This window comes from Pseudomonas sp. KH_024_B2 (assembly GCF_057839965.1).
This window is the reverse complement of record NZ_CM174502.1, coordinates 1,722,995-1,736,882: the sequence shown is the minus strand read 5'-3', so window position 1 is coordinate 1,736,882 and position 13,888 is coordinate 1,722,995. Positions and strand designations below refer to the sequence as shown.

At 59.8% G+C, this 13,888-nt stretch carries 15 protein-coding genes and 2 pseudogenes; 5 read left to right on the top strand and 12 right to left on the bottom strand.

Annotated features, from left to right (window positions below):
• Nucleotides 1–37: 37 nt before the first annotated feature.
• From AC3I0A_RS08215 to AC3I0A_RS08200, 4 genes are all read right to left on the bottom strand, one after another.
• The gene (locus AC3I0A_RS08215; protein ID WP_489377186.1) at nucleotides 38–538 is read right to left on the bottom strand and encodes a universal stress protein; all 501 of its coding nucleotides are present in this window, start codon (nucleotides 536–538) and stop codon (nucleotides 38–40) included.
• Nucleotides 539–623: 85 nt separating this feature from the next.
• Nucleotides 624–1,529, bottom strand: a complete 906-nt coding sequence (locus AC3I0A_RS08210) for a 5'-nucleotidase (protein WP_489377185.1) — start codon at nucleotides 1,527–1,529, stop codon at nucleotides 624–626.
• A gap of 15 nt (nucleotides 1,530–1,544) precedes the next feature.
• Nucleotides 1,545–2,519 (bottom strand): putative 2-dehydropantoate 2-reductase, encoded by a 975-nt coding sequence (locus AC3I0A_RS08205; protein ID WP_489377183.1) that lies wholly within the window; start codon nucleotides 2,517–2,519, stop codon nucleotides 1,545–1,547.
• Nucleotides 2,516–2,902 (bottom strand): thioredoxin family protein, encoded by a 387-nt coding sequence (locus AC3I0A_RS08200; RefSeq protein ID WP_489377182.1) that lies wholly within the window; start codon nucleotides 2,900–2,902, stop codon nucleotides 2,516–2,518. The genes AC3I0A_RS08205 and AC3I0A_RS08200 overlap by 4 nt, the downstream gene beginning before the upstream one ends.
• Between AC3I0A_RS08200 and AC3I0A_RS08195 the strand changes: the two genes are divergently transcribed.
• On the top strand, nucleotides 2,901–3,344 hold the full coding sequence (locus AC3I0A_RS08195; protein WP_489377180.1) for a PilZ domain-containing protein: 444 nt from the start codon (nucleotides 2,901–2,903) through the stop codon (nucleotides 3,342–3,344). The two genes, AC3I0A_RS08200 and AC3I0A_RS08195, sit on opposite strands and share 2 nt — an antisense overlap.
• Nucleotides 3,345–3,475: 131 nt before the next feature.
• Nucleotides 3,476–4,552 (top strand): 3-deoxy-7-phosphoheptulonate synthase, encoded by a 1,077-nt coding sequence (locus AC3I0A_RS08190; RefSeq protein ID WP_489377179.1) that lies wholly within the window; start codon nucleotides 3,476–3,478, stop codon nucleotides 4,550–4,552.
• A gap of 261 nt (nucleotides 4,553–4,813) precedes the next feature.
• On the opposite strand, the gene AC3I0A_RS08185 is transcribed toward AC3I0A_RS08190, so the two are convergent.
• Complete coding sequence (locus AC3I0A_RS08185) at nucleotides 4,814–5,575, bottom strand: SDR family oxidoreductase (protein ID WP_489377178.1); 762 nt, start codon at nucleotides 5,573–5,575, stop codon at nucleotides 4,814–4,816.
• Nucleotides 5,576–5,800: 225 nt separating this feature from the next.
• Here AC3I0A_RS08185 and AC3I0A_RS08180 point away from each other — a divergent pair, with 225 nt between their 5' ends.
• The gene (locus AC3I0A_RS08180; RefSeq protein WP_489377177.1) at nucleotides 5,801–6,808 is read left to right on the top strand and encodes an NADP-dependent oxidoreductase; all 1,008 of its coding nucleotides are present in this window, start codon (nucleotides 5,801–5,803) and stop codon (nucleotides 6,806–6,808) included.
• 108 nt (nucleotides 6,809–6,916) lie between these two features.
• On the opposite strand, the gene pyrF is transcribed toward AC3I0A_RS08180, so the two are convergent.
• Nucleotides 6,917–7,615 carry an orotidine-5'-phosphate decarboxylase gene (gene pyrF, locus AC3I0A_RS08175; RefSeq protein WP_489377175.1) on the bottom strand — a complete coding sequence of 233 codons (699 nt, stop codon included), beginning with the start codon at nucleotides 7,613–7,615 and terminating at the stop codon, nucleotides 6,917–6,919.
• Between the two features lie 189 nt (nucleotides 7,616–7,804).
• Here pyrF and AC3I0A_RS08170 point away from each other — a divergent pair.
• Both AC3I0A_RS08170 and AC3I0A_RS08165 read left to right on the top strand, forming a co-directional pair.
• Nucleotides 7,805–8,032, top strand: a pseudogene (locus tag AC3I0A_RS08170) (response regulator); the annotation flags it as partial.
• Nucleotides 8,013–8,531: pseudogene (locus AC3I0A_RS08165) on the top strand (histidine kinase dimerization/phospho-acceptor domain-containing protein); the annotation flags it as partial. The pseudogenes AC3I0A_RS08170 and AC3I0A_RS08165, both read left to right, overlap by 20 nt.
• 132 nt (nucleotides 8,532–8,663) lie before the next feature.
• Here the strand turns inward: AC3I0A_RS08165 and AC3I0A_RS08160 are convergent.
• The 6 genes from AC3I0A_RS08160 to AC3I0A_RS08135 all read right to left on the bottom strand — a co-directional run bounded on the left by AC3I0A_RS08160 (nucleotide 8,664) and on the right by AC3I0A_RS08135 (nucleotide 13,703).
• The gene (locus tag AC3I0A_RS08160) at nucleotides 8,664–9,716 is read right to left on the bottom strand and encodes an AI-2E family transporter (RefSeq protein ID WP_489377173.1); all 1,053 of its coding nucleotides are present in this window, start codon (nucleotides 9,714–9,716) and stop codon (nucleotides 8,664–8,666) included.
• Between the two features lie 70 nt (nucleotides 9,717–9,786).
• On the bottom strand, nucleotides 9,787–10,593 hold the full coding sequence (locus tag AC3I0A_RS08155) for a DUF4892 domain-containing protein (protein WP_489377171.1): 807 nt from the start codon (nucleotides 10,591–10,593) through the stop codon (nucleotides 9,787–9,789).
• 8 nt (nucleotides 10,594–10,601) lie between these two features.
• Complete coding sequence (locus AC3I0A_RS08150) at nucleotides 10,602–11,261, bottom strand: glutathione S-transferase family protein (protein WP_489377169.1); 660 nt, start codon at nucleotides 11,259–11,261, stop codon at nucleotides 10,602–10,604.
• A gap of 50 nt (nucleotides 11,262–11,311) precedes the next feature.
• A complete protein-coding gene (locus AC3I0A_RS08145; RefSeq protein WP_489377168.1) occupies nucleotides 11,312–12,166 on the bottom strand; it encodes an alpha/beta hydrolase in 855 nt (284 codons plus the stop codon).
• Nucleotides 12,163–12,969: an alpha/beta fold hydrolase gene (locus AC3I0A_RS08140; RefSeq protein WP_489377167.1), complete on the bottom strand. Its 807-nt coding sequence runs from the start codon at nucleotides 12,967–12,969 to the stop codon at nucleotides 12,163–12,165. The genes AC3I0A_RS08145 and AC3I0A_RS08140 overlap by 4 nt, the downstream gene beginning before the upstream one ends.
• A 290-nt stretch (nucleotides 12,970–13,259) precedes the next feature.
• Nucleotides 13,260–13,703, bottom strand: coding sequence for a hotdog fold thioesterase (locus AC3I0A_RS08135; protein WP_489377165.1), 444 nt, complete (start codon nucleotides 13,701–13,703; stop codon nucleotides 13,260–13,262).
• Nucleotides 13,704–13,888: the final 185 nt, after the last annotated feature.

Sequence of the window (13,888 nt, the reverse complement as noted above, 5' to 3'; positions counted from 1 at the left end):
AAATCTAGAACTTTTTATAAAAACTGCGATCCCAGCCTCAAACGTCCCCACGCCGCCGACGCTGCAACAAGGGCACCATATACACCGGTACCTGAGACAGCTGCAGAACCCGTGCCGCAGTCCTGCCCAAAGGCGTTTCCGCACCAGCGCCATGGCTGTGACTACCTACGATCAACAGATCCACCGAGAGTTTCGAAGCCTGGTCGAGAATGACCTGTGACGGATCGCCCTGGAACACTCTGACCGACTGAATCAGCGCCAGGTCTTGCTGCCCCTCCCCCAACTCTTCTCGAAAGCTGTCGAGCACGCGTTGCTCGATGTTAGCCATCACCGTGTTCAAGCCCTGGCTGTGCCACTCGCTCAGGGCTTGCTCATCGAGATAACTCTGTAGCACCGATTCGGCGAACAGCCCCATGGGTTCAACCGCGTGAACGACATACAGGTCGGCATTGAAGGTTCTAGCCAGTGCCAGAGCATGTTGCATCACATAGGGGGCGTACACACCGAGGTCAGTGGCATACAGCATCGAATGGATCATATGACCTCCTCGAATGCCAAATATGGCGCAGATTGATTCAGCTTAGCAGTGCCTTGGCGAGTACGACATTCTGGGCAAAGCCCTGTTAAACCTTCTGCTCATTGCTGATGCCGTGAGGAACGTGACCGGTGGCGACAACCTCCCGGGCCAACTCGCAATGACCGGCCTGATCGTCGAAAAACACATCGGCGGCGAAGGCCTCGAGAAACGCGGATTTCGCCAGCCCGCCGAGAAACAGCGATTCATCCAGGCGGATGTCCCACTCGCGCAACGTGCGGATCACTCGCTCATGGGCCGGTGCCGATCGCGCCGTCACCAACGCCGTGCGAATCGGGCAGGCGTCGTCGGAAAACTCTCGCTGTAACAGATTGAGAGCGGCCAGGAAGCCTTTGAAGGGACCGCCCCGCAATGGCTCACGGGCCGACTCGCGCTCGCTGGCCTGAAACGCTTCCAGGCCGCCAGACTGATACACGCGTTCGGACTCGTCGGAGAACAGCACCGCGTCGCCATCGAACGCAATACGCAATTCGGCACTGGCCGCTCGCCGGGCACCACCGGAGAGAATGGTCGCCGCGGCGAAACCGGCGTCCAGTGCACTGCGGACATCCTCGGCATGGGTCGACAGAAACAGATCACAGCCGAACGCTGCCAGATAGGGATACGGACTACGCCCACCGACAAAGGCCGCGCGGGAAATATCCAGGCCGTAATGCTGAATCGAGTTGAACACCCGTAAACCGGTGTCTGCGCTGTTGCGCGAAACCAGCACCACCTCGACCCGGGCCCGACCGAGGCTGGCATTGAGGCTCAGGAGTTTTTTAACCAGTGGAAACGCATCGCCGGGCTCGAGGAACTCTTCCTCGTGCTCGATCTGATACTGCCGATAGGCTTCGACGCCATGCGCCAGGTAGACCTTGTGGCTCTCACTTAAATCGAACAGCGCCCGTGAGGAAATTGCCACCACCAGTTTGTCGCTCATTCCCTTCACCATAGTGCTTCCCCTGACTCAGCCATTACGCCGATCGACAAAACTCAATGCCTGGTACATGGCCTCGATTTTCGGCAGTTCACAACCCGCGGCTCTGGCAGCGGCCAACGGTCTGGCATAGATCGCCGCCAATTCCAGCGGGCGTTTATGCAGATAGTCGTGGTACATGCTCGGCCAGTAATCCGGCATTTTTTCGGTCATTTTGAACAGTTGTTCGGCATAACCGGGTGGCATGTCATGACCGCAAGCCAGAGCGCCCTGCACCACTTCAGCCATCAGCGCCTGAATCAATTCGCGACTGCTGGCATCGGCCATCAGCGGCGTTGTGCTTGCGCCCAGCAGCACCGACAAACCGTTGTACGGTATATTCCAGACCAGTTTTTGCCAGCGCGCCTGTTGCAGATTGGCCATGGCCTGAGAGTCGATGCCGGCCTTGCGGAACAGCCCGGCGCCCTCCTCGACGATCGCCTGGCGCGCCTGTTCGTCAGTCTGCTCTTCCGTCAGTGCAGGCCCGCTGTGATAACCGATGTTCACCCTGCCCAGAGCCTGATGCTCGATCACCCCCGGGGCTGTGCGATGAACGCAGATAAAGCACAGGCCGCCCAGCAGGTGCAGCGAATCAGGCAGCAGTTCGCGCAAGCTGTCTTCGACGTCCAGACCGTTCTGCAGCAACAGGACTTTGGCGCCAGCGGCCGCAGACTTGATGATCGCCGGCGCGAGTTCGGCGTTGCTGGTGGTCTTTGCGCCCACCAGCAACCAGTCGCAGGGCGGCATGTCGGCTGCCGAGGAATAGCCCTGGACCGGATTCAACGTCAGCGCACCCTGCTCGGCGCTGTTGAGTTGCAGACCACGCTCGACGACTGCAGTGAATTCGCTGCGCAACAGAAAATGCACATCAAACCCGGCGCGCGCCAGCATCACCCCGTAAAAACCGCCGATCGCCCCGGTACCGATAATGCCGATTCGCGGCGTCTGGACAACTGCCCCCATCATGGCAACTCCTCTGGCATTCGACTCAGCGCCTGACGCAAACCGGCATTGAGCTCATTGCGCGTCAACCGCGACTGTAAGGCCCCATGGAATTCACCGTCGCGCACCACGAACAGCGCCGGCAAATGAAAAACCTGATATCGCTCGACCACCCCGCCATTGTTTCCTGCATCGATCCAGCACAGCCGATCAACCGCCAGATCCAAACCAGGCAATTGCTGGCGAGCCCAGCGGCAACTGGCGCAGCCAACACTGGTGAACACCACCAGCGACACACCGCTCATCGCCAACAATCGCTGATCGGCGTCGAAATCGGTCAGCTCCGATTGGACCACTATACTGGTTGAAACAATGTCAAATAACCGAGACTCGGAGTCCGCGTTCATGAGACGTTTTTTACCTCATCCTGATGATGTTCCGGTCGAGTTAACCTTGCGCAAGCACGAATGTATTTCTTGCCAACGGCTGCACACTATCAGCCTCGGCGGCGTGGCTTGCAATTACCACCGCGCCTGGCGCCGCGGAACGGAGCTGGAAATACGCATGCCCACCCTTGGCGAAAATGCCCGCTATCTTGGCTATGTCGCCTGGTGCCTGAGACGCAAGCACGGGTATTTGGTCGGGATTGCGTTTGTCGACGAACAAACGTTGTTCTGCGCGCGTATGGGCGAGCAGGTCTGCCAGATGGAGCGTTACTGCCGCTTGCACGAACCACAGCCTGAGCAGCAGAGCATTGAAGTGCTGGCCCTTGAATGGGTCGAGCAGCATGCCGACGAATTCTCCCATGACACCGTTCGTCAGGCATTTATACAGCAGACACTGGATTAAACCCGCGTCTGCCCATTGTCGAGCAACCGCCTAACGCGCTAAGGTTCGGCTCCCCGACGCGCTAAAATCTGCTGTGCTCCGCCGCGCGGGGATCGCTGGCGGCCGGCACCCGTGACCTGACGAGTAACACGATGGCTGATTTACCGATCAATGACCTTAACGTCGCCTCCAACGAGACCCTGATCACTCCCGATCAGCTCAAGCGTGATATTCCTTTGAGTGACGCTGCCCTGCGCACCGTGACCAAAGGCCGCGAGGTGATTCGCAACATTCTCGATGGCACAGATCACCGCCTGTTCGTGGTTATCGGGCCTTGCTCGATTCACGACATCAAGGCTGCGCACGAATATGCCGAGCGCCTCAAGGTGCTCGCCGCCGAAGTGTCCGACACGCTCTATCTGGTAATGCGGGTCTATTTCGAGAAGCCGCGTACCACTGTCGGCTGGAAAGGCTTGATCAACGATCCGTACCTGGATGACTCGTTCAAGATTCAGGACGGTCTGCACATCGGTCGTCAGTTGCTGCTGGATCTGGCTGAAATGGGCCTGCCAACGGCTACCGAAGCGCTCGATCCGATTTCGCCGCAGTATCTGCAGGATCTGATCAGCTGGTCGGCCATCGGCGCGCGGACCACCGAATCCCAGACTCACCGTGAAATGGCTTCCGGCCTGTCTTCGGCGGTCGGCTTCAAGAACGGCACCGACGGTGGCCTGACTGTGGCGATCAACGCCTTGCAGTCGGTTTCCAGCCCTCACCGCTTCCTTGGCATCAACCAGGAAGGCGGCGTGTCGATCGTCACCACCAAGGGCAACGCCTACGGTCACGTGGTGCTGCGTGGTGGCAACGGCAAGCCGAATTACGATTCGGTCAGCGTAGCGCTCTGCGAGCAAGCGTTGAACAAGGCGAAAATCAAGCCGAACATCATGGTCGATTGCAGCCACGCCAACTCCAACAAGGATCCGGCACTGCAACCGTTGGTGATGGAGAACGTTGCCAACCAGATCCTCGAAGGCAACCAGTCGATCATCGGTTTGATGGTCGAAAGCCACCTGAACTGGGGCTGCCAGGCGATTCCGAAAGACCTGGCCGAGCTGCAATACGGTGTCTCCGTTACCGACGCCTGCATCGACTGGGCCAGCACCGAAAAAACCTTGCGCAGCATGCATGCCAAGCTCAAGGATGTACTGCCGAAACGCGATCGCGGCTAAGTAATCTGACGGGCAATGTTGGCAAAGCAGGCTCCAATGCCTGTCAGCTCAGACGCAAAACCTTGTGGGAGCGGCGGTGCGGCGATCCGACTTGCCCGCGAAGAACGATAACGCACAATGCCTGAAAAACCGTGGTGTTCTCTTCGCGGGCAAGCCACGCTCCCACAAGGTTTGATGTTCGCTGCACAATTTGCGTGATCAAAAAAAATCCGGAACCTGTTAAAGGATTCCGGATTTTTTTATGCCTGATGAACCAGACCGTCAGATAGCCGTTGCCCCACCATCCACCGCCAGGGCGTGACCGGTGGTGAAAGCCGCACCGTCGCTGCACAGATAGAGCACCGCGCTGGCGATTTCTTCGACGGTGCCGATACGACCGACCGGGTGCATGGCGGCGGCGAATTCGGCTTTCTTTGGATCCGCCTCATAGGCACGACGAAACATGTCGGTGTCGATCACTGCCGGGCAAACGGCATTCACGCGGATTTTCTTCTTCGCATACTCGACGGCCGCCGATTTGGTCAGGCCGATCACTGCGTGCTTCGACGCGGCGTAGATGCTCATTTTCGGCGCCGCTCCCAGGCCCGCTACCGAAGCGGTATTGACGATGGCGCCAGCGCCCTGAGCGAGCATCAGCGGCAATTGGTATTTCATGCACAGCCAGACACCCTTGACGTTGACTCCCATGATGGCGTCGAACTCATCGAGGGTTCCGTCGGCAAGCTTGCCCTTTTCGATCTCGATCCCGGCATTGTTGAAGGCGTAGTCGACACGACCGTAGGTGCTGACCGCTTGCTCCATCAGCTGGCGCACATCAGCCTCCAGCGTGACATTGCAACGGACGAAAACTGCGTCGCCGCCGGCCGCACAAATCAGCTCCACCGTGCCCTCGCCTCCCGCCACATCCAGGTCCGCGACCACCACTTTCAAGCCCTCAGCGGCAAACGCCAGGGCCGTTGCGCGACCAATACCGGCCGCCGCGCCAGTGACCAAAGCTACCTGGCCGGAAAACGTCATGCTCATTGTTATGTCCTCGATGAATTCGGGTGATCGCAGTCTAGCCACAGCGCCCCGGGACGCGGCAGCACTATCAGAAGCCCGGTTGAGCACTTATGAGTTGCAGTGATATCCATACCCGCCCGACTATCACCCGATTGGATTGAAGCCTATTCGCTGCATCAGCAAACCTTGCGACATCAGCCGCGAGGGTCTATCAATCAGGCTTCAATTCATCATTGAGTGCCTGTCATGACTGCCCAGACCAATCGCCAATTCCTGCTCGCCAAACGTCCGGTGGGCCCGGCGACCCGCGAAACCTTCACCTATCAGCAAGTTCCGGTCGGCGAACCGGCGGCAGGTCAGATCCTGGTCAAGAACGAATACCTGTCTCTGGACCCGGCGATGCGTGGCTGGATGAACGAAGGCAAGTCCTATATTCCGCCAGTGGGCATTGGCGAAGTGATGCGCGCGCTGGGCGTTGGCAAGGTCGTGGCCTCGAACAACCCTGGTTTTGCCGTCGGCGACTACGTCAACGGTGCCTTGGGGGTGCAGGATTATTTCCTTGGCGAGCCGCGCGGTTTCTACAAAGTCGATCCAAAACTGGCTCCGCTGCCACGCTATTTGTCAGCGCTGGGCATGACCGGGATGACCGCGTACTTCGCCCTGCTGGACGTTGGCGCACCCAAGGCCGGCGACACCGTGGTGCTTTCGGGCGCGGCGGGTGCAGTGGGCAGCATCGCCGGGCAGATTGCCAAGATCAAAGGCTGTCGCGTAGTCGGCATCGCCGGTGGCCAGGACAAGTGCAAATTCCTGATCGACGAACTGGGCTTCGATGGCGCCATCGATTACAAAAGCGAGGATGTCGTTGCCGGTCTCAAGCGCGAATGTCCGAAGGGCGTCGATGTGTATTTCGATAACGTTGGCGGCGATATTCTCGATGCGGTGCTCAGCCGCCTGAACATGAAAGCGCGCGTAGTGATCTGCGGTGCCATCAGTCAGTACAACAACAAGGAAGCGGTGAAAGGTCCGGCCAACTACCTGTCGTTGCTGGTGAATCGCGCGCGAATGGAAGGCTTTGTGGTGATGGACTATGCCGCTCGGTTCGCCGAAGCCGGGCAGGAAATGGCCGGCTGGATGGCCAAGGGGCAGCTCAAGAGCAAGGAAGATATCGTCGAAGGACTGGAGACATTCCCGGAAACGCTGATGAAACTGTTCAGCGGCGAGAACTTTGGGAAGCTGGTGTTGAAGGTGTCTTGAGCCTGAGTGCGACCTGAAACACCGTCTTCGCGGGCAAGCCCGCTCCCACAAGGTCATCGCAGAACCTGTGGGAGCGGGCTTGCCCGCGAATGATCGTACAGGCGCCGCTTAAGCCAGCTCAGCCACTACTGCTGCCAAGGCTTTTGCCGGATCGGCCGCCTGGCTGATCGGACGGCCGATCACCAGATAGTCGGAACCGGCATCCAGCGCCTGACGCGGCGTGAGGATACGCCGCTGATCATCCTGGGCACTGCCCGCCGGACGAATCCCCGGGGTCACCAACTGCAGGGACGGATGAGCGGCTTTCAAGGCCCTGGCTTCCAGTGCCGAGCAGACCAGACCGTCCATCCCGGCTTTTTCCGCCAGGGCCGCCAGACGCAGCACTTGCTCCTGAGGCTCGATATCCAGGCCGATCCCCGCCAGATCCTCACGCTCCATGCTGGTCAGCACGGTCACGCCGATCAACAGCGGTTTGGGCCCGGTACGCTGATCGAGCACTTCACGACAAGCCGCCATCATGCGCAAACCACCGGAGCAATGGACGTTGACCATCCATACGCCCATATCCGCGGCAGCCTTGACGGCCATGGCGGTGGTGTTCGGGATGTCATGGAATTTCAAGTCCAGGAACACTTCGAAACCCTTGTCACGCAGGGTTCCAACGATCTCCGAAGCACAGCTGGTGAACAGTTCCTTGCCGACTTTGACCCGGCACAGTTTCGGGTCCAGTTGATCGGCCAGCTTCAGTGCGGCGTCACGAGTGGGGAAATCCAGGGCGACGATGATAGGAGTCTGGCAGGCGGACATGAGTGTGCTCTCAGGCAAGTCGAAATCGGCGCGCATTGTAGCGGAACCAGCGCCGCTGCGGGACCCGATGATCGGTAATTCCTCTTCCACGATGACGCTGTCTTCATGAGAATTCCATACCCTGCGGCAATTGTGTCGAGAAAAATACATTCCCGACATCCCTGCAACAATCGCCGACGCTACCCTCAGCCGCAACTTCCCTTGATGATCGACTACCTGGCACGTTTCAATATTCACGCCAGCGGTGTCACCGATGGCGCCGCGATGCGCCTGGCGCTCCAGGCAGAGCATTTCGACGTGGTGGTGCTCGATCTGATGCTGCCTGGCGAGGACGGCCTGTCGCTGTGCCGCTGGCTGCGGGCCGAGTCGGACATTCCGATTCTGATGCTGACCGCCCGCGGCGGAGCAACTGAGCGAAGACCTCGACAGCCCTCCGCTGGATGAATCCGGACCCAAGGAAGCTCGTCAGGCGGCCTACACCTTCAATCTGATGCAAAAGCGCATTCGTGAGCAGGTGCAGCAACGAGGCCGGATGCTCGGCGCGGTATCCCACGATCTGCGCACGCCTCTGTCGCGCCTCAAGCTGCGTCTGGAACAGATCGACGACAGCAAGTTGCAAGGGCAGATGCGTCAGGATCTCGATGACATGATCAGCATGCTCGACGCCACTCTCGGCTACCTGCACGAGCAACGCACCAGCGAAGCCGCGCAATGGATGGATGTGCAGGCACTGGTCGAATCCCTCAGCGAAAACGCTCAGGACCAGGGTGCCGACGTCCAGGCTCATGGCCATTGCGCGCCGCTGCAAGTACAGCCGATGGCCCTGCGCTAATGCTTGAACAACCTTTTGGACAACGCCCTGCGCTACGCCGGGCACGCGGCAATCACCCTGCAGGACAGCCGCGAAGCAATCGTAAAGTTAGTGAACGCGGTGTGCCTGATACAACGCGTTTTCAGGTTTTAGGGCCGCTGCGCGCCCCAGCGGGGGCAAGCCCCCTCGCCACAAGTAACCACCAGGCTGAAAATTTGCGCTAACTGGTCTCTCCAATCAGCGCTTCTCGTCCACCCGTCCCTGACTCGCACTCCAATCGGTCAACAGGCTATAGGCCACAGCCAGCAAGGTCGGGCCGATGAACAGGCCGATAAAACCAAACGCAAGCAACCCACCAAACACCCCGAGCAACACGATGATCAGCGGCAAGGTGCCGCCGCGGCTGATCAGGTAGGGCTTGAGTACGTTGTCTACGCCACTGATGATCAGCGTGCCCCAGATGCCGAGGAATACCGCCATGCCGTACTCGCCTTTCCAGGCCAGCCACGCGGTCGCGGGAATCCATACCAGCGGCGGTCCCATGGGGATCAGGCTGAGCATGAAGGTGACGATGCCCAGCACCAGCGCGCCCGGGACACCGGCAATCAGGAAGCCGATCAACGCCAGGATGGCCTGTGCCGCGGCCGTGCCAATCACTCCGTTGACCACCCGTTGTACCGTGCCAGCCACCAGTTCGATGTAGTAACCGGCACGATCACCGATCAGCCGTTCCAGCAAGCCATGGACAAATACCGCGAGTCGCGGCCCGTCGCGGTAGAAGAAAAACACGAAGACGATGCTCAAGGTCAGCTCGAGAATCCCGCCGCCGATCTGCGCACTGCGCGCCAGCAACCAGTTACCGACCTGTCCCAGATAGGGTTTGATCGCAAGCATCATGGCCGCGCCCTGTTGGTCGATGCTGTTCCAGATCACGACCAGCCGCGCGCCGACAAAGGGCACCGCCGCCAGCCAGGTCGGCGCTTCAGGAAGACCATCGACCTGCACATCCTTGATAAACGCCACGGCGTCGCGCACATGATCGGCCAGATTGAAGCCGAGCCAGACCAGCGGAACCGCCACCAGCAACATCCAGCCCAGGGTCAACAGAGCAGCGGCCTGGGACTCGCGACCATTGAGCCAACGGGTTAGCAGGCGCATCAGCGGCCAACTGGCGAACGCCAGTACCGCGCCCCAGAACAGTGCCGACCAGAACGGCGCCATCACCCAGAAGCTGGCACCGAACAGCACCAGGAGCAGTATCTGCACCAACAGCCGATCGTTATTGACCATGAAAGATCTCGTGAACGTGAACGAACAAAGAGTAGGCGAACGGCTTGGGGCTCGTTCGCCTTGAGGGAACTTATCGCAACAACTCGATGTGCAGGCCCGGCGCTTGCGCGCTGCCTGTCTCCATCCGCGCCGCCAGCACGCCCTGCCCGATCAGCGCCTGGCGCCAGGTCTCGGCATGGGGACCGGAAACACTGACCCGCATCGTCGTATCGAGGTTCAGTGCGCGTGACAACAAGGTCAGCCAGGTCGGTATCGGTTCACCATTGAGCTTCGGAAAGTCCAGCTCGCCGGTGTCCTTGAGTTGACGCAACAAGGTCGCGGAAGTCGGTATCAACTCGCCAAGGGGTGTGCTGGCGTCAAACTGCTCGACATGCAGGTAAGCCCGGCGATTGCCGCGAGTGATGCTGTACAGCGCCACCAGCGAGTTGTCCTGCGGTGCCGCCAGGCGCAACAGCAGATAAGCCTGCTGCTCGTCGGAACCGTAGAGCTTGGCATTGCCGAAGACCTCGTTGGCCCACAGGCTGCTTTCCCCGCAATTGCGGGCCTGGCACCAGAACAACAATTCGGCGCCCTGCTTCTGCAAGGCTTCGCGCGCGATGGTGAAGGCTTCGGTGGACGAATGCTCGGGCGGCAACTCGTAGGTCACCGAGGTCGCTTGCCCGCGGGCGCTGACCTGACCGTCGAAACGCAGCTGGCCACTGATTTTGCGGATCGACCCCAGGGGATAAATGCGCTCCAGTTCTGCCACCGGCCGGTAGTCGACGATCTTTGCATCAGGCAGACGCGGCACCAGCGGCAAATCGTGACTGCCGGGCACATCGGCGGCAAACAACAACGGACTTAAACAGCACAGGCCGAGAATACTGATTGAACGCATGGGTACTCTCATCGGATCAACATGGCCTGGGCGCCTTTGACGACATCGGCATCGTCGATGCGCGGCGGGACCAGTAAGCCGCGCTGCACCGCAGGACGGGCCTCCATGGTTGCCATCCAGCGCTGCAGGGCCGGCAAGCCGTCTATGGAAACGCCAGACCATTCGTACCCACGGACCCACGGATAAGTCGCGATATCGGCAATGCTGTAATCGCCTGCCAGAAACTCGACAGCTTCCAGGCGGGTGTTCAGCACTTCATACAAACGGCGGGTTTCATGCTGATAGCGGTCGATGGCGCCCTGGAGTTTTTCCGGGAAATAGCGGAAAAACACATTGGCCTGACCTTGCATCGGGCCGATGCCCCCCATCTGGAACATCAGCCACTGCATGACCACCGAACGCCCCTTGGGGTCTTTGGGCATGAGTTGCCCGGTCTGTTCGGCCAGATAGATGAGAATTGCGCCGGATTCAAATACGGCAAAATCGCCATTGGCGCGGTCGACAATCGCCGGAATCCGCCCATTGGGATTGATCTTGAGAAAATCCGCAGCCTTCTGCTCCTTTTTGTCGAAACTCAAGGCATGCACCCTGTAGGGCAGGCCGAGTTCCTCGAGCACGATAGAGACCTTGTGGCCATTCGGGGTCGCAGCGGTGTAGAGATCTATCATGGTTGTCTCCCATTTCAACCCGCCCAGCCTCGACAGTTGCCCGCTGCAAGTCAAGGAACGGCGAAGAACCGATTGAAACAGTCTGCAACAAGGGCCGCACCGGGTTCGTCATTCAGGTGCAGATGATGGCCGCCAGGCAACTGTTCACGGCTAAAGGGTAGACGCTCCAGCAATTCTGGATGTTGCGCGAGCATGCCGTCCTCGGCGACCACCAGTTGGGTCGGGCAATCGATGCGCTGGACGAAGGCCATCGCCTGCTCTTCTGTCAGACGCAGGGGCGATGCCAGGGTCAGACGACTGTCGCTGCGCCAGGTATAGCCGCCCGGCACCGGCATCAACCCGCGCTGGGCCAGCAGCTCGGCGGCTTCACGGCTGACCGCCACCAGGCCTTTCATTCGCGCTTCGATGGCGCGATCCAGCGTGCTGTACACCGGTTTGCGCTTGTCTTGCAGATTCAGCTGCGCTTGCAGGGCCATGCCCATGCGTTCGGCAGCGTTGTCGCCTTTTGCGGTAGGAGGAATGACCCCGTCGATCAACGCCAAATGCGTCACACGTTCCGGCAGCGCGCCCGCCAGTACCAGTGAAACGATCGCCCCCAACGAGTGCCCGAGCAAGGCAAAGCGCTTCCAGCCAAGCTGCTCGGCGACTTGCAGCACGTCGTAGGCGTAGTCCCACAACGCATAACCGGCACCCGGCGGTCGATGCCCGGAATGACCGTGCCCGGCCATGTCCAGCGCCACGATGCGCAAGCCCCTGAGCTTGGGCGCCAGGAGCGCGAAGCTGTTGGCGTTGTCCAGCCAGCCATGCAGGGCAATCACCGGCAAGCCGTCCTCGGGACCGAACAAATGCGCGGCCAGTTCGATATGCGGCAAGCTCAGACGGACTTCTTCAACCGGAGTTTTCATGCGCAATTGCGCTCGCTGCGACTTTCCCAGCGGCTGAACAGGTTCTTCAGCAGCGTGGCGGTGTCCTGTGGACGTTCAAGGGGAAACATATGCCCGCCGGGCATGGTCAGCGACTCGCCGTGGGGCAAACGCCCGACCGAGTTTGCGTGATGACGCATCACTACCCGGCTCTGACGTCCACGAACCACTGCCAGCGGCACTTTCAACTGCCGTGCGCGACCGGGGCTGGTGTGCGGGACGCCGCGGTAAATGCTGATTTCCGTCGCGGGATCGAAACTCAAGCGCAGCCGATCACCGACCTGATGCAGGCCATGTTGCAAATAAGCGTCGAAGCATTCCGGGTCGAAGCCACGAAACAGGGTCTTGCCGGAGAAATAGTGACGCGCGGCTTCCAGATCGGCGAACTCTTCGCGCCGCCCCAGAGTACGCCCGGCCGGGGTCAGACGGTCGATAAAACCCAAGCGTTTGGCTGCGCGTATCACCCACTGATCAGCCCGGGTCAGCACCGGCGAATCGAGCATCACCACGCCACGATAGAGTTGCGGGCAACGCAATGCCGCGTGCAAATGCAGCACCCCACCGAAAGAATGTCCGACGCCCCACACGGGTGCAGGCTGTTGCTCAAGGTGATGAATCAGCTCATCCACCAGGTTCAGCCAGTTGTCGTCCACCGGGAAACGCGGGTCATGGGCATGTTGCTGCAGATGGGCAACCTCATACTCCGGCGCCAACGCGGCGAACAACTTGCCGTAGGTAGCCGAGGGGAAGCCATTGGCGTGGGCGAAAAATATCTGCTGCGGCATACCGGCGAATCCATAAACGAAAAATCAGTGGTTGATTGTCCGTAAGACGCCTGTCAACAGCAATGACCGTAACTGCCAGGAATGATGACAGTCTGGTCAAAGCTATGGGCTTGTGGCGAGGGGGCTTGCTCGTCAGTCAAGCGAACGCTGCCCCCTGTGGGAGCGAGCTTGCTCGCGATAGACTCAAGGGCGGCGCGTTTATTCAGAAAACACGCGTTATCGTTAACGTCCATCGCGAGCAAGCTCGCTCCCACAGAGACCTCCTCGCCACAGGTATTCTGTCGATCAGCTTAGCGAGTCGGCGGCGTTTCTCCCAGCGGCACCACCGCCATGGTCAATCGCGACACGCAGCTGGCCTTACCTTCATCGCTACTCAGGCGGATGTCCCAGACATGGGTGGTGCGGCCGATATGAATCGCTCGTGCTACCGCAGTCACCCGCCCGCTACGCAACCCGCGCAAGTGGTTGGCGTTGATCTCAAGCCCCACGCAATAGAACTTGCTGGCATCGATACACAGGAAACTGGCCATGGAGCCGACCGTTTCGGCCAGCACCACCGAGGCCCCGCCATGCAGCAGGCCATAGGGCTGATGGGTGCGATGGTCGATGACCATGCTTGCGGTCAGCGACTCGTCATCAAAGGATTCAAAGCGGATATCCAGCACTTCGCCGATGGTGTTTTTCTGGGTCGCGTTCAGTTGCTCAACGTTGGGAGTGGTACGCCATAGACTCATCGCTACATCCTTTAGAGGTTTTATATCGAGTCAATCCTGCCACAGCACCGCTTCGCCCTGTGGCGAGGGAGCTTGCTCCCGCTGGGCTGCGAAGCGGCCCCAAAACCTGCAACTTCATTTCGCCAGGCACACCGCACTTACTGGTTTTACGACTGCTTCGCAGCCGAGCGGGAGCAAGCTCCCTC

Excerpts from the sequence above, each read along its gene's own strand:
- AC3I0A_RS08215 (WP_489377186.1), bottom strand. The coding sequence starts at position 538 with ATGATCCATTCGATGCTGTATGCCACTGACCTCGGTGTGTACGCCCCC.
- AC3I0A_RS08210 (WP_489377185.1), bottom strand. The coding sequence starts at position 1,529 with ATGGTGAAGGGAATGAGCGACAAACTGGTGGTGGCAATTTCCTCACGG.
- AC3I0A_RS08205 (WP_489377183.1), bottom strand. The coding sequence starts at position 2,519 with ATGATGGGGGCAGTTGTCCAGACGCCGCGAATCGGCATTATCGGTACC.
- AC3I0A_RS08195 (WP_489377180.1), top strand. The coding sequence starts at position 2,901 with ATGAGACGTTTTTTACCTCATCCTGATGATGTTCCGGTCGAGTTAACC.
- AC3I0A_RS08200 (WP_489377182.1), bottom strand. The coding sequence starts at position 2,902 with ATGAACGCGGACTCCGAGTCTCGGTTATTTGACATTGTTTCAACCAGT.
- AC3I0A_RS08190 (WP_489377179.1), top strand. The coding sequence starts at position 3,476 with ATGGCTGATTTACCGATCAATGACCTTAACGTCGCCTCCAACGAGACC.
- AC3I0A_RS08185 (WP_489377178.1), bottom strand. The coding sequence starts at position 5,575 with ATGAGCATGACGTTTTCCGGCCAGGTAGCTTTGGTCACTGGCGCGGCG.
- AC3I0A_RS08180 (WP_489377177.1), top strand. The coding sequence starts at position 5,801 with ATGACTGCCCAGACCAATCGCCAATTCCTGCTCGCCAAACGTCCGGTG.
- pyrF (WP_489377175.1), bottom strand. The coding sequence starts at position 7,615 with ATGTCCGCCTGCCAGACTCCTATCATCGTCGCCCTGGATTTCCCCACT.
- AC3I0A_RS08160 (WP_489377173.1), bottom strand. The coding sequence starts at position 9,716 with ATGGTCAATAACGATCGGCTGTTGGTGCAGATACTGCTCCTGGTGCTG.
- AC3I0A_RS08155 (WP_489377171.1), bottom strand. The coding sequence starts at position 10,593 with ATGCGTTCAATCAGTATTCTCGGCCTGTGCTGTTTAAGTCCGTTGTTG.
- AC3I0A_RS08150 (WP_489377169.1), bottom strand. The coding sequence starts at position 11,261 with ATGATAGATCTCTACACCGCTGCGACCCCGAATGGCCACAAGGTCTCT.
- AC3I0A_RS08145 (WP_489377168.1), bottom strand. The coding sequence starts at position 12,166 with ATGAAAACTCCGGTTGAAGAAGTCCGTCTGAGCTTGCCGCATATCGAA.
- AC3I0A_RS08140 (WP_489377167.1), bottom strand. The coding sequence starts at position 12,969 with ATGCCGCAGCAGATATTTTTCGCCCACGCCAATGGCTTCCCCTCGGCT.
- AC3I0A_RS08135 (WP_489377165.1), bottom strand. The coding sequence starts at position 13,703 with ATGAGTCTATGGCGTACCACTCCCAACGTTGAGCAACTGAACGCGACC.